Here is a 13,598-nt window from a genome sequence, read left to right as displayed (position 1 = left end):
AGGTGTTCCGCTGAGTGGTTGTGATCTGAACCCGGATATTTATTTCCGGCGTACGACCTGTAAACTCGCGGACTTTCGTTCCGGGCTTTTTGCGGCGCGAAGTATCGCATAAATGAAGGCCTGAGCGCCTATCCTTTAGCCAGGGCATAACACTCTTTCAATGAATCTACTCAAGTCATTAGCTGCCGTCAGCTCTATCACCATGCTTTCCCGGGTGCTGGGCTTCATTCGCGATACCATCATTGCCCGTACGTTCGGGGCCGGGATGGCGACGGATGCCTTCTTCATTGCTTTCAAGCTGCCGAACCTGCTGCGCAGGATCTTTGCCGAAGGGGCCTTTTCCCAGGCCTTCGTGCCGATCCTTGCCGAATATAAAAGCCAGCAGGGCGAGGAGGCGACTCGCACCTTTGTGGCGTATGTCACGGGGCTGCTCACGCTGGCGCTGGCGCTGGTCACCTTGCTGGGCGTCATCTTCGCGCCCTGGGTGATCTGGGCCACTGCGCCGGGTTTTGTCGATTCGCCTGAGAAGTTTGCCTTGACCGCGGACCTGCTGCGGGTGACCTTTCCTTATATATTGCTGATTTCCCTGTCATCCATGGCCGGTGCGATCCTCAATACCTGGAATCGTTTTTCCGTGCCGGCGTTCGTGCCGACGCTGCTTAACGTCAGCATGATTTTCTTCGCCCTGTTCCTGACGCCTTATTTCGATCCGCCGGTCATGGCGCTCGGGTGGGCGGTCCTGGCGGGCGGTTTGTTGCAGTTGCTGTATCAACTGCCGCACCTGAAGAAAATCGGCATGCTGGTCCTGCCGCGTCTGAATCTGCGGGATACCGGTGTCTGGCGTGTGATGAAGCAGATGCTGCCTGCCATCCTTGGCGTATCCGTCAGTCAGATATCGCTGATTATCAACACGATATTTGCCTCGTTCCTCGTCGCAGGTTCCGTGTCGTGGATGTACTATGCCGACCGCCTTATGGAGCTGCCGTCTGGTGTGTTGGGCGTGGCGCTGGGGACGATCCTGTTGCCGATCCTGTCGAAAACCTATGCCAACAAGGATCGCCAGGAGTATTCGCGGATTCTCGACTGGGGTTTGCGCCTTTGCTTTGTGCTGGTCTTGCCTTGCACACTTGCGTTGGGCCTGCTGGCTGAGCCGTTGACCGTTTCACTGTTCCAGTACGGCCAGTTCGATGCGCTGGATGCGGCCATGACCCAGCGTGCGCTGGTGGCTTATTCGGTGGGGTTGCTGGGGATCATCCTGATCAAGGTGCTGGCTCCCGGCTTTTATGCCCAGCAGAATATCCGCACGCCGGTTAAAATCGCGATCTTTACCCTTATCGTTACCCAGTTGCTCAATCTGGCGTTTATCGTGCCGTTGCAGCATGCGGGTCTGGCTCTGGCTATCAGTGTTGGGGCGTGTATCAATGCCGGTCTGTTGTTCTGGCAATTGCGCAAGCAGGATCTGTTTCAGCCGCAGCCTGGCTGGGCGAAGTTTCTGTTCAAGCTGATTCTGGCTGTTTCGGTCATGTCGGCAGTGCTGCTGGGGCTGATGCATGTGATGCCGGCCTGGAGCGAAGGGCAGATGCTTGAGCGGTTCGTGCGCCTGGGGGCGCTGGTCGCGGCGGGTGTGGTGGTTTATTTCGGTATGCTGCTGCTGTTGGGTTTTCGCCTGCGGCATTTCGCTCGCAAGGCAATCATGTAAACGTAGTTTGACGGGGTGGCTGTCGGATTTTCGCGTTGCGGTCCGGCCGCTGTTGTCTGGTCTGGGTGTGTTGCCTGTCGCCCGGGGCCGTGTGTGGTTATAATCGGCCACTTTATGAGCAAGAAGTGCGTTATGCAGCTGGTTAGAGGCCTCCACAACCTGCACCCCTCCCATCGGGGCTGCGTCGCCACGATTGGCAACTTTGACGGTGTCCACCGCGGTCATCAGGCGATCCTGATGCGTCTGCGCGAGCGCGCTGTCGAGTTGGGCGTGCCCACTTGCGTGGTCATTTTCGAGCCGCAGCCACGGGAATTCTTCGCTCCTGAAACCGCGCCAGCACGTCTGGCCCGGCTGCGTGACAAGCTTGAACTGCTGAGCGCCGAGGGTGTTGACCGGGTCTTGTGCCTGTCTTTCAACCAGCGTCTGAGCAAACTGAGTGCCGCCAGCTTCGTCGAGACCATCCTGGTCGACGGGCTGGGCGTGCAGCATCTTGAGGTAGGCGACGATTTCCGGTTCGGTTGCGACCGCATCGGCGACTTCGACTTCCTGCAACAAGCCGGTAATACCCACGGTTTTACCGTAGAGGCGGCGCAGACCGTTGAGATCGATGGTGTCCGGGTCAGCAGTACCAAGGTGCGTAATGCCCTGGCTGTCGCGGATTTTGCCCTGGCCGAGCATTTGCTCGGTCGCCCGTTCCAGATTACCGGACGGGTTCTGCATGGCCAGAAGCTGGCACGCCAGTTGGGTACGCCCACGGCCAATGTGCAACTCAAGCGTCGTCGTGTGCCGTTGAGCGGGGTTTACCTGGTCAGCACGAATATCGATGGCAAGGCCTGGCCGGGAGTCGCCAATATCGGCGTGCGCCCGACCGTGGCAGGTGATGGCAGTGCCCACCTTGAGGTTCATCTTCTGGATTTTGCCGGTGATATCTATGGCCGGCGTTTGACGGTGGCTTTCCACCACAAGCTGCGCGATGAGCAGCGTTTCGCCTCACTGGAGGCGCTCAAGACGGCGATCAATGCGGACGTCGCCGCCGCCCGTGCCCATTGGCATGGTTAACCGCTAATCAAGAGCCTGAAATGACTGATTATAAAGCCACGCTAAACCTTCCGGACACCGCCTTCCCGATGAAGGCCGGCCTGCCCCAGCGCGAGCCGCAAACTCTGCAGCGCTGGGACAGCATTGGCCTGTACCAGAAGCTGCGCGAGATTGGCAAGGATCGTCCAAAGTTCGTCCTGCACGACGGTCCTCCCTACGCCAACGGCAATATTCACATCGGTCACGCCGTCAACAAGATCCTCAAGGACATGATCGTGCGCTCCAAGACCCTGTCGGGCTTCGATGCGCCTTATGTTCCGGGCTGGGACTGCCATGGCTTGCCGATCGAGCATAAAGTCGAAGTCACTCACGGCAAGAACCTGTCCGCCGACAAGACCCGTGAGCTGTGCCGCGCCTATGCTGCCGAGCAGGTCGAAGGCCAGAAGGCCGAGTTCATTCGCCTGGGCGTGCTGGGCGACTGGGACAATCCGTACCTGACCATGAACTTCGCTAACGAGGCCGGCGAAATCCGTGCGCTGGCCGAAATGGTCAAGGGCGGTTTCGTGTTCAAGGGCCTCAAACCCGTGAACTGGTGTTTCGATTGCGGTTCGGCCCTGGCTGAAGCGGAAGTCGAGTATCAGGACAAGAAGTCCACCACCCTCGACGTGGCATTCCCTGTTGCCGATGACGCGAAACTGGCTGCGGCATTTGGCCTCGATTCGCTGAGCAAACCTGCTGCCATCGTGATCTGGACCACTACATCGTGGACCATTCCTGCCAACCAGGCGCTGAACGTTCATCCAGAGTTCGAGTATGCGCTGGTTGATGTCGGTGACAGACTGCTGGTCCTGGCCTCGGAGCTGGTTGAAAGCTGCCTGACCCGCTACAACCTGCAAGGCACCGTTATTGCTACTACGACGGGCACCTCGCTTGAGCTGATCAACTTTCGTCACCCGTTCTATGACCGCTTGTCGCCCGTCTATCTGGCCGAGTACGTTGAACTGGGCGCTGGCACCGGTGTTGTTCATTGCTCGCCTGCTTACGGCGTCGACGACTTTGTCATCAGCAAAAGCTACGGCGTGACCAACGACGACATCATCAGCCCGGTGCAGAGCAACGGCGTGTATGTCGAGTCTCTGGAGTTCTTCGGCGGCCAGTTCATCTTCAAGGCCAACCAGAACATCATCGACAAGCTGGCCGAGGTTGGCAGCTTGCTGCACACCGAAACCATCAGCCACAGTTACATGCACTGCTGGCGTCACAAGTCGCCGCTGATCTACCGCGCCACCGCCCAGTGGTTCGTAGGCATGGACAAGCAGCCTGGGACGGGCGAGACCCTGCGCAAGCGTGCGGTCAAAGCCATCGAAGACACCAGATTCGTTCCGGCCTGGGGTCAGGCGCGTCTGCACTCCATGATCGCCAACCGTCCTGACTGGTGCATCTCCCGTCAGCGCAACTGGGGCGTGCCGATCCCGTTCTTCCTGCACAAGGAAAGCGGCGAGCTGCATCCACGCACTGTCGAGCTGATGGAAGAAGTTGCTCAGCGCGTCGAGAAAGAGGGCATCGAAGCCTGGTTCAAACTGGACGCTGCCGAGTTGCTGGGTGATGAAGCCCCCAAGTACGACAAGATCTCCGATACCCTGGACGTCTGGTTCGATTCCGGTACCACTCACTGGCACGTATTGCGCGGCTCGCACTCCATGGGCCACGAAACCGGCCCGCGTGCCGACCTGTACCTGGAAGGTTCCGACCAGCACCGTGGCTGGTTCCATTCCTCGCTGCTGACCGGCTGCGCCATCGACGATCACGCACCATACCGCGAGCTGTTGACCCACGGTTTCACCGTGGACGAGAACGGCCGCAAGATGTCCAAGTCGCTGGGCAACGTCATCGCGCCGCAGAAGGTCAACGATACGCTGGGCGCAGATATCATGCGTCTGTGGGTTTCGGCCACTGACTATTCCGGTGAAATGGCGGTTTCCGATCAGATCCTGCAGCGCAGCGCAGACGCCTACCGGCGGATCCGCAACACTGCACGCTTCCTGCTCTCGAACCTGTCCGGTTTCAATCCGGCCACCGACCTGCTGCCGGCCGAAGAAATGCTGGCGCTGGACCGCTGGGCCGTGGACCGTACTCTGCTGCTGCAACGCGAGCTGCAAGAGAACTACAGCGAATACCGCTTCTGGAACGTCTACTCGAAGGTCCACAACTTCTGCGTGCAGGAGCTGGGTGGCTTCTATCTGGACATCATCAAGGACCGTCAGTACACCACGGCCCCTGACAGCAAGGCGCGTCGCTCTTGCCAGACCGCGTTGTTCCACATCTCCGAAGCACTGGTACGCTGGATCGCGCCGATCCTGGCGTTCACTGCCGATGAGCTGTGGCAGTTCCTGCCGGGCGAGCGTAACGAATCCGTGATGCTCAACACATGGTACGAAGGCCTGAGCGAAATGCCTGAAGGTTTCGAGCTGGACCGCGCCTACTGGGAGCGGATCATGGCGGTGAAGGCTTCGGTCAACAAGGAAATGGAAAACCTGCGCGCTGCCAAGGCCATTGGCGGCAACCTGCAGGCCGAAGTGACCCTGTACGCTGAAGATTCGCTGGTTGCCGACCTGTCGAAGCTCAGCAACGAACTGCGTTTCGTCCTGATCACCTCCACCGCGACTGTCGCGCCTTTGCTGTCGGCTCCGGCCGATGCGGTGGTGACTGAGGTTGCTGGCCTGAAGCTGAAAGTGGTCAAGTCCGGTCACGCGAAGTGCGCCCGTTGCTGGCACCACCGTGAAGACGTTGGCGTGAACCCTGAGCATCCTGAAATCTGCGGTCGCTGTGTGGATAATATCAGCGGCGCTGGCGAGGTGCGTCACTATGCCTAACCCAGGCGCTACAGGCCGTTTCGGTCGTTTGAGCTGGTTGTGGTTGAGCCTGCTGGTCCTGATTGTCGATCAGGCCAGCAAGTATTACTTCGAGAACCGGCTGGAGATGTACGACCAGATCGTCATCATCCCCGATTACTTCAGTTGGACCCTGGCCTATAACACCGGGGCTGCCTTCAGTTTTCTGGCTGATGGTGCCGGTTGGCAGCGCTGGCTGTTTGCCCTGATTGCGATTGTTGTCAGTGGCGTGCTGGTCGTGTGGCTCAAGCGTCTTGGCCGTGATGACACCTGGCTGGCAATTGCCCTGGCATTGGTCCTGGGGGGCGCTATCGGCAATCTCTATGACCGTGTCGTGCTTGGCCATGTCATCGACTTCATTCTGGTGCACTGGCAAAACCGTTGGTACTTCCCGGCTTTCAACGTAGCCGACAGCGCAATCAGCGTCGGCGCTGTCATGCTGGCTGTGGATATGTTCAAGAGCAAGAAAGAAGAGGAGCCTGCTCATGGCTGAACAGTCATCGACTCAAGGCGAGCTGCGCATCGGCCAGAACACGCAAGTCACCTTGCACTTCGCCCTGCATCTTGAAAACGGCGACACGGTAGACAGCACTTTCGACAAGGCTCCGGCCACGTTCAAGGTGGGTGATGGCAATCTGTTGCCCGGTTTTGAAGCCGCCATTTTCGGCTTCAAGGCCGGCGACAGAAAAACCGTCCAGGTGCCGCCAGAGAATGCCTTTGGTCAGCCCAACCCGCAAAATGTGCAGATCATCCCGCGTTCGCAGTTCCAGGACATGGAGCTGTCCGAAGGATTGCTGGTGATCTTCAACGATGCGGCCAATACTGAGCTGCCGGGTGTGGTGAAAAAATTCGACGATGAACTGGTCACTGTCGATTTCAACCATCCCCTGGCTGGCAAGACACTAAACTTTGAAGTGCAAATCTTCGAGGTCAAGGCGATTCTGGCTTCCTGAGCCGGATATCAAGCCCGGCTTCGGCCGGGCTGCTCCGCACGTAAATACGAGGCAAAGCATGCAAATCAAACTCGCCAACCCCCGCGGCTTCTGCGCTGGTGTGGACCGTGCGATCGAAATCGTCAATCGCGCCCTGGAAGTGTTTGGCCCGCCGATTTATGTGCGTCATGAAGTCGTTCACAACAAATTCGTCGTCGAAGACCTGCGCGCTCGTGGCGCGATCTTCGTTGAAGAGCTGGAACAGGTGCCGGACGATGTCATCGTCATCTTCAGCGCCCACGGTGTTTCCCAGGCGGTACGCGCCGAAGCCGCAGGCCGTGGCCTGAAAGTCTTCGATGCGACCTGTCCGCTGGTGACCAAGGTGCATATCGAAGTGGCCCGTTACAGCCGTGATGGCCGTGAGTGCATCCTGATCGGCCATGAAGGCCATCCGGAAGTCGAAGGCACCATGGGCCAGTACGACGCCAGCAATGGCGGTGCGATTTACCTGGTGGAAGACGAGGAAGACGTCGCCAACCTCCAGGTGCGCAACCCCGATGCCCTGGCTTTCGTGACCCAGACAACCTTGTCCATGGACGATACCAGTCGTGTCATCGATGCACTGCGTTCGCGCTTCCCTGCCATTGGCGGGCCGCGCAAGGACGATATCTGCTATGCCACGCAAAACCGTCAGGATGCGGTCAAGCAACTGGCCGATGAGTGCGATGTGGTTCTGGTGGTGGGCAGTCCCAACAGTTCCAACTCCAACCGCCTGCGCGAGCTGGCCGAGCGCATGTCGACACCGGCCTACCTGATTGACGGTGCCGAAGATATGCAGCGCAGCTGGTTCGACAGCATCGAGCGTATCGGTATCACCGCGGGTGCGTCTGCGCCGGAAGTGCTGGTGCGCGGCGTGATCCAGCAATTGCAGGCCTGGGGCGCGACCGGTGCCGAGGAACTGTCTGGCCGCGAAGAGAACATCACGTTCTCCGTTCCCAAGGAGCTGCGGGTCAAGTCTCTGCCGTAAGATCAGGCGCAAAGATCTGTCGGTATCTTGTCGTTCTCGACTCTGACTCTGCCGGTAATGGCCACTATCACGCGATAGTGGCTCACGGGCTCATCACGGACGCAGACGTGAAAGGTACCGTTGGCAGCTTTCCTGAGGCCTCCCAGGCCGTTGAAGCTGATGTACTCCGCAATCTTGCTGTTGCCGACTATGCGCGTTTTTCCATTGATGGCCCGCTCGACAAGCAAGGTATCGTCATCGTCTGGTCCGTTGCCTGTGGTGTCGGTGATGATTCGCCAACCGTTGCTCCAGTCTCCCTCAATGGCATACAGGGTCACCACCTGATTGCGGGTAATGGCTGCAACCCGTGCCGAGCGTATGCCGCTGGCCAGTTCCTGGGCCGCTACGTGCCTTCGATTGGCATTGATCAGGTCTGTAAACGGCGGGCTGGCAACATTGGCAAGAATGGCCACAATAGCAACCACGATCAGTAGCTCGATTAACGTGAATCCTGCATGCTTCATTGTTTTTCCCTCCCTGGAAAACCTTGTTCCAAACGCCATCCGGGCATTCGTCATCGCAAAACAACCGTATATCCTGCCAGCGATTTTCAGGCATCGCTGCTGCCTTATAGTCGTAACGTCTAGGAGACACCCAATGCGTTATATGTCCAAGGGCTTCAGCCTCATTGAATTGTTAGTCACTGTGTCTGTGGTGGCGATCGTGGCTGCCATTGCCGTTCCGAGCTTTACCAGCTCGATCCAGAACAACAAGGCGGATACCGAGCTCAGCGATTTGCAGCACGCGCTCAACTATGCGCGGCTTGAGGCGATAAACCGGGGTGTGACGGTACGTATTGCACCCACCAGCGGTGCGGACTGGGGCACGGAGCTACAGGTCTTTCTGGCTTCCGATGCGTCGGCCACCCCGACTGCGTTGCGCAGGGTTGCGGCGATGAGCAGTGGAGCAACCCTGACGGCGACCAACGTCACCGGGATCGAATTCAATAACCTGGGTGCCTTGTCTACGCCCGCCACTGCGGTGGTGATGAATTACACGCGAGGCTCGATTGCCAGGACCATGAACATTTGTCTGACAGGTCGGATCATTCTGGGTGGAAATTGCTGATGTTTAATGAGAACCGACATCGCCAGTCAGGCATGACATTGATCGAGGTGCTGGTTTCGGTCCTGATACTTGCCATTGGCCTGCTGGGCGCCGCCGCGATTCAGCTCAACGCTCTCAAGTACACCGACAGCTCTACCATGACCAGTCAGGCAAGCTTCATTGCCTACGACATGATGGATCGTATCCGGGCGAATGTGGATGGCAATGCGGTCGCCAACGGCACCACCAACGTACTGGCGACTTATGCCTTGGCCAATCTGACCTCGGCTCCGTCGACCGGGAATACGAGCCGGGCTCGGGATCAGGACCTTTACGATTTCAAGACCAACATCGCCACTTTTGCAGGCTCCACAGCCACAGCCAGCATCGATGTCAGCGGCGCTCCGGCCGTCACCATTACCATCACCTGGGACGATACGCGGGCGGCGGGTTCCAGCACCGTTGCATCCGGCGGTACGGCGGCCGCTAACACCTTGCAGACCTTTACCCTGACCTCGCGTATCGGGGTGAACCCATGAAGAAGTCATCCCGAGGTTTTGGCCTGATCGAAATCATGGTGGCGCTGGTGCTGGGGCTGGTGGTCAGCATGGGCATCATCCAGATATTCAGCGCCTCCCGAGGCACGTTCCTGACCCAGAATGCCTCGGCCCGAATGCAGGAGGATGCGCGTTTCGTGCTGAGCAAACTGATGCAGGAAATCCGCATGACCGGGATGTACGGTTGTCTGGGGTTCAACAACTATGTGCCAGTCCCTCCGGCCATTGCATGGCCTGTCGCGCTCGATAACCCCATCCTGTGGGATAACGCCAATAAAACCCTGACTCTGGTGACCTCCGACATCGGCACCACCGGCACCTCACCGACCTGGACGATCATTTCCAACTGTCAGACCTCTACCCAGCTTTATGCCGGGGCAAGATTGCCGGCAGCGGGGGAAACCGCGTTTCCGATGCGTCAGTTTGTCTACACCCTTACCGGGCAGAACCTGACCATCAAATACGGCACAGGCGGGACTGCGCAACCGTTGCTGCAAAACGTCAGTGCCTTCGACGTTTCCTTTGGCATGGCGGGCAACCCCATGACCTACAACACGACAGTCTCGACTGCCGCTGCGGCCGATATACGCAGCGTTCGCATCAGCCTGACCCTGCAGGATCCGGATAATCGCGTCAGACCTCAGCAATACAATGTGGTTGCCTACCTGCGTAATCGCTTTTGAAAGGGCCGTATGCAATGAATACAAAGCGGTTTTGCATCATGCCGGCATTCCCGGCCCGACAATCCGGAATGGTATTGCTGGTCAGCCTGGTATTTCTGTTGCTGCTGACATTGCTGGGGATTTCCTCCATGCAGAACGCCACCTTGCAGGAAAAGATGGCGGGCAGTGTGGCTTTGCGCAATCAGACTTTCCAGAGGGCCGAGGCGGCATTGCGACTGGGTGAGTCGTCCATCCGGGTGGTGGGTTTTACCATGGCCAAATGCACCAATAACACAACCTGCGCCCCGCCTGCCGAATCCACCACACTGACGGCGGCAGGTACAAATGGCACGTCCGGGGTGAGCTGGGTTGCAGCAACGGGAGGTGGTTTTTATGGCATCCAGAATCTTGGCACCACGGCAACACCCATAAAACGACCGCCTACCTGTGATGAGAGGGCTAGCGTGACGCTTTATCGTGTTACAGCCGTCGCCATTCAAGGCACATCGAGAACGGTGCTGGAGAGTATTTATGGCAATTGCTAAGGCGTTTCGTCACGGGTTGAAGTATGCGTATGGTGCCTTGGCTGCGCTTTATCTGTCTGCGCCGGTGTATGCGTTCACACCTTCACAAGTACCGTTGCTGAGTGCTTCTGCCGTTACGCCCAATGTCATGCTGCAGGTGGATAACTCGGGCAGTATGGATACGATCATTTTTGATTCGGGGTTCAATGCGTCGGCTTCCTGGCCGACTGTTGATAATTTCAATTGCAATTTTTTAGGGTTTTGTGTAAGGGAAACAATTCCGACAGGTGCTGGGCAATATGTATTTTTGAGCGCTTTGAGCAGGGATCGCTGCTTCAGTGGCTATAGTTTTGCCAAGTCCAATGAAAACACCATTTATTGCATATCCTTGCCTGATCCGGCGAGGTCCGGCAATACACGTTATCCCGGTGCTTATCTGTCTTATCTGGTGTCACAGGTCAGCTCTAGAAACAGTGTGGCGAATATACCGACTGAAAGCCGTCTGACGTCTGCCATTTCCGTTGCATTGGGGTTGGTCGATGCCAACCGGTCATTGCGCATCGGTTTGGCGACTTACAATCCACCAAACAGTAACGATCCTGGGCCGGGCGGGAATATCAAGCAGGCGATAGTCGACTTGTCGCCTGTTCCTGCCACAACTTACCAAGCGGGTGTTACACAGGCGACGGCTGATACAAACTACAGAAATCTGCGCGCCGCGATTTCGGCGTTGACTGCAGAAGCCAACACGCCTCTTGCTGAAACCTATTATCAGGTGACTCGTTATTTTCGTGGGCTTACTCCTTTCCCGTCATACACCGGCTCACCGAGAACGTTTACAAGCCCGATTCAATACCGTTGCCAGAAAAACTATGGTGTTGTACTGACTGATGGCTTGCCCACTCACGACAAAACGTTCCCCACAAATGACGTCGATGATTTCGACCCTGCTTGGTTACCTAACTGGGATCGCGTTAACAATGATGGTCCGAATATCAATCCGGAAAATGAAGGGGATACGCTATATCTGGATGATATTGCCAAGTTTGCCTATGACATTGACATGCGCAAGGACTCTACTTCACCAGGTGGCGACCTGACGGGGCGAAGCTGGGACAATGCCGGTTTCCCGAGGCAGAACCTGAGTACATACACGATCGGCTTCACGCTCGATAACCAGATGCTTATCGATGCTGCGGACGATAACCATGGCCATGGCAAATACTTTCAGGCCAATGACAGTGCCGGCCTGAATACCGCATTGAACCTTGCCCTTACAGACATCTACGCCAAGGCAGGTTCTGGCGGTGGTGGCGTATCAAGTTCATCGACCCTCCAGGCCGGAACACAGTTCTACCAGACGCTCTACGACCCGACCGACTGGCACGGTACTGTCAGGGCCTACAATCTCAATGCCACGACCGGCGCCTTGAGTAGCCCTGTCTGGACAACAGACAGCACGATTGTCAGTGGTTCTACTGCACCTGTTTTCGAGTCATGGAGCACGGGGACTACACCTGCGAGAATCGCACTGGATTACACCAACTTCAGTCCGGCACAGCAGCTTGCATTCACGACCACACTGCCTACAGGCGTGACGGGGCCAGAGGTGATTGCCTGGGCCAAGGGCACTGCGAACGCCAAGTTGCGCGCGCGTACCAGGCTGCTGGGTGACATCATCAACTCTACGCTGGGCGCGGGCCTGCCCACCGAAAAGACAGCTACCGATCTGGTTGGCGATACCAGTTACGCCACCTATCTGGCCAACAAGAACAGCAACATGAGCTACAGCCTTCTGGCCAATGCCAACGATGGCCTCTTCAATGTCATCAATGCCAGTAACGGAGTGCGGCGATACGCCTATATGCCTTCCACGTCGCTAGCGTCTCTGGCGACCATTTCTTCAACCAACTACGGTTCAGGGGTGCACAAGTTCACGGTTGATGGGCAGATTGCGGTTTTCGATACTCAATTATCCGCTGGCTCTGCATGGCGTACAGTCGCTTTCTCAGGGCTTGGGGCGGGCGGCAAGGCATTCTTCGCAATCAAACTGTTCGAAGGTAGCAGCAATACCCCTGAGGTCATGTGGGAGGTCAAGGCACCGGACACCTCTGACACCACTAACAGGTTCAATAACCTGGGTTACAGCTACTCCAAGCCTGATGTCGCGCGCATGGCCGACGGGACTGGCATCATGGTGGTGGGTAATGGCTATGGCAGTTTTACAGGCCGGGCGTCGCTGTATGTACTGAATGCCAATACCGGCGCATTCATTGCGGAAATCCAGACACCGGTTGTCGTCAGTGGCGAGACAGACAACGGTCTGTCCTCGGTCAAGCTGCGGGTCAACTCGCAGAACGTTGTTCAGGCCGCTTATGCTGGCGACCTCAAGGGGCGCATGTGGAAGTTCGACATGAGTGGTGCCGCGGCTTCCAGCTGGAGGGTCGCTTTCAATGGTTCGCCGTTATTCACTGCGCCAAGAGGTGCCAACCAGCCGATTACGGTTCAGCCTCTGCTGATCGATCACCCGCTCAACGGCAAGCTGGTGTATTTCGGTACTGGCAAATTCAGTGAGGCTACCGACAAGCAGACCAGTGCCTTGCAGGACTTCTACGCGATCTGGGATGGCGATGCGGGCTCGGGGAGTATCGTTGAAGCCAACCTGCAGGCCCAGGCGGTCAATGGTTCGGTGACCGGTAATGGCAATACTTATTTCACCTCAACCTCCAACGATGTGGACTGGGCCACCAGGAAAGGCTGGTACATGCCACTGGCAACCGCTGCGCCTTATCTGGGTGAGCGGATCATCTATCCTGCACAGACCTCTCGTGGCCGTATCATTTTCACCACGGCGTCGGTGAACTCCACTGACCCTTGTGAAAGTACCGGTACCGGGCGTCTTTTCGAGCTGGATGCCGCCACCGGTAGCATGCTCAATTACCAGGTGCTCGATACCAACGGCGACAATGACATTACCGCTTCCGACACCCTTGTTGCAGGCCTTGGCATCGGCACGGGGATTCCGGTGGTTGCTTCCATCGTTGCAGGCACTAACGGCACCAACGACAACAAGTACCTGATCGACTCCAGTGGCGGAACGCCAGTCAAGCTACTGGAGAAGGGCGGCAGTGCCAACGTTTTCCAGCGCATCATGTGGCGACAAATCCAGTAGGGAAGGTGAT

General features: G+C 57.4%; 12 protein-coding genes. 11 read left to right on the top strand and 1 reads right to left on the bottom strand.

Annotated features, from left to right (window positions below):
• Positions 1–160: 160 nt before the first annotated feature.
• The 6 genes from murJ (at position 161) to ispH (ending at position 7,587) form a co-directional block, all read left to right on the top strand.
• A complete protein-coding gene (gene murJ, locus K5D32_RS00800; protein ID WP_221599018.1) occupies positions 161–1,699 on the top strand; it encodes a murein biosynthesis integral membrane protein MurJ in 1,539 nt (512 codons plus the stop codon).
• Positions 1,700–1,831: 132 nt separating this feature from the next.
• Positions 1,832–2,758, top strand: coding sequence for a bifunctional riboflavin kinase/FAD synthetase (gene ribF, locus K5D32_RS00795; protein ID WP_221594430.1), 927 nt, complete (start codon positions 1,832–1,834; stop codon positions 2,756–2,758).
• Positions 2,759–2,778: 20 nt separating this feature from the next.
• Entirely contained in the window at positions 2,779–5,610 is a 2,832-nt protein-coding gene (ileS, locus tag K5D32_RS00790; RefSeq protein WP_221599017.1) for an isoleucine--tRNA ligase, read from the top strand.
• Positions 5,603–6,121: a signal peptidase II gene (gene lspA, locus K5D32_RS00785; RefSeq protein WP_221527461.1), complete on the top strand. Its 519-nt coding sequence runs from the start codon at positions 5,603–5,605 to the stop codon at positions 6,119–6,121. Before ileS ends, lspA begins: the two co-directional genes overlap by 8 nt.
• Positions 6,114–6,581 (top strand): peptidylprolyl isomerase, encoded by a 468-nt coding sequence (locus K5D32_RS00780; RefSeq protein WP_221527460.1) that lies wholly within the window; start codon positions 6,114–6,116, stop codon positions 6,579–6,581. The genes lspA and K5D32_RS00780 overlap by 8 nt, the downstream gene beginning before the upstream one ends.
• Positions 6,582–6,639: 58 nt before the next feature.
• Positions 6,640–7,587 carry a 4-hydroxy-3-methylbut-2-enyl diphosphate reductase gene (gene ispH, locus K5D32_RS00775; RefSeq protein ID WP_221599016.1) on the top strand — a complete coding sequence of 316 codons (948 nt, stop codon included), beginning with the start codon at positions 6,640–6,642 and terminating at the stop codon, positions 7,585–7,587.
• Between the two features lie 2 nt (positions 7,588–7,589).
• On the opposite strand, the gene K5D32_RS00770 is transcribed toward ispH, so the two are convergent.
• On the bottom strand, positions 7,590–8,090 hold the full coding sequence (locus tag K5D32_RS00770; RefSeq protein WP_221530107.1) for a GspH/FimT family pseudopilin: 501 nt from the start codon (positions 8,088–8,090) through the stop codon (positions 7,590–7,592).
• Positions 8,091–8,223: 133 nt separating this feature from the next.
• Between K5D32_RS00770 and K5D32_RS00765 the strand changes: the two genes are divergently transcribed.
• Genes K5D32_RS00765 through K5D32_RS00745 form a run of 5 tightly spaced genes read left to right on the top strand, consistent with a single transcriptional unit; the run spans position 8,224 to position 13,588 of the window.
• Entirely contained in the window at positions 8,224–8,694 is a 471-nt protein-coding gene (locus tag K5D32_RS00765) for a GspH/FimT family pseudopilin (protein WP_221530108.1), read from the top strand.
• Positions 8,694–9,212, top strand: coding sequence for a type IV pilus modification protein PilV (gene pilV, locus K5D32_RS00760; protein ID WP_221530109.1), 519 nt, complete (start codon positions 8,694–8,696; stop codon positions 9,210–9,212). Before K5D32_RS00765 ends, pilV begins: the two co-directional genes overlap by 1 nt.
• Positions 9,209–9,913, top strand: a complete 705-nt coding sequence (locus K5D32_RS00755) for a PilW family protein (protein ID WP_221530110.1) — start codon at positions 9,209–9,211, stop codon at positions 9,911–9,913. The genes pilV and K5D32_RS00755 overlap by 4 nt, the downstream gene beginning before the upstream one ends.
• A gap of 14 nt (positions 9,914–9,927) precedes the next feature.
• A complete protein-coding gene (locus K5D32_RS00750; protein WP_260406839.1) occupies positions 9,928–10,437 on the top strand; it encodes a PilX N-terminal domain-containing pilus assembly protein in 510 nt (169 codons plus the stop codon).
• Complete coding sequence (locus tag K5D32_RS00745) at positions 10,424–13,588, top strand: pilus assembly protein (RefSeq protein WP_221599015.1); 3,165 nt, start codon at positions 10,424–10,426, stop codon at positions 13,586–13,588. Before K5D32_RS00750 ends, K5D32_RS00745 begins: the two co-directional genes overlap by 14 nt.
• Positions 13,589–13,598: the final 10 nt, after the last annotated feature.

Origin of the sequence: Pseudomonas cichorii (assembly GCF_019719005.1) — a bacterium.
Lineage (GTDB): Bacteria > Pseudomonadota > Gammaproteobacteria > Pseudomonadales > Pseudomonadaceae > Aquipseudomonas > Aquipseudomonas cichorii_E.
Note: the sequence above shows the minus strand (reverse complement) of the source record. Positions and strands in the feature narration are given on the sequence as shown.

Excerpts from the sequence above, each read along its gene's own strand:
- murJ (WP_221599018.1), top strand. The coding sequence starts at position 161 with ATGAATCTACTCAAGTCATTAGCTGCCGTCAGCTCTATCACCATGCTT.
- ribF (WP_221594430.1), top strand. The coding sequence starts at position 1,832 with ATGCAGCTGGTTAGAGGCCTCCACAACCTGCACCCCTCCCATCGGGGC.
- ileS (WP_221599017.1), top strand. The coding sequence starts at position 2,779 with ATGACTGATTATAAAGCCACGCTAAACCTTCCGGACACCGCCTTCCCG.
- lspA (WP_221527461.1), top strand. The coding sequence starts at position 5,603 with ATGCCTAACCCAGGCGCTACAGGCCGTTTCGGTCGTTTGAGCTGGTTG.
- K5D32_RS00780 (WP_221527460.1), top strand. The coding sequence starts at position 6,114 with ATGGCTGAACAGTCATCGACTCAAGGCGAGCTGCGCATCGGCCAGAAC.
- ispH (WP_221599016.1), top strand. The coding sequence starts at position 6,640 with ATGCAAATCAAACTCGCCAACCCCCGCGGCTTCTGCGCTGGTGTGGAC.
- K5D32_RS00770 (WP_221530107.1), bottom strand. The coding sequence starts at position 8,090 with ATGAAGCATGCAGGATTCACGTTAATCGAGCTACTGATCGTGGTTGCT.
- K5D32_RS00765 (WP_221530108.1), top strand. The coding sequence starts at position 8,224 with ATGCGTTATATGTCCAAGGGCTTCAGCCTCATTGAATTGTTAGTCACT.
- pilV (WP_221530109.1), top strand. The coding sequence starts at position 8,694 with ATGTTTAATGAGAACCGACATCGCCAGTCAGGCATGACATTGATCGAG.
- K5D32_RS00755 (WP_221530110.1), top strand. The coding sequence starts at position 9,209 with ATGAAGAAGTCATCCCGAGGTTTTGGCCTGATCGAAATCATGGTGGCG.
- K5D32_RS00750 (WP_260406839.1), top strand. The coding sequence starts at position 9,928 with ATGAATACAAAGCGGTTTTGCATCATGCCGGCATTCCCGGCCCGACAA.
- K5D32_RS00745 (WP_221599015.1), top strand. The coding sequence starts at position 10,424 with ATGGCAATTGCTAAGGCGTTTCGTCACGGGTTGAAGTATGCGTATGGT.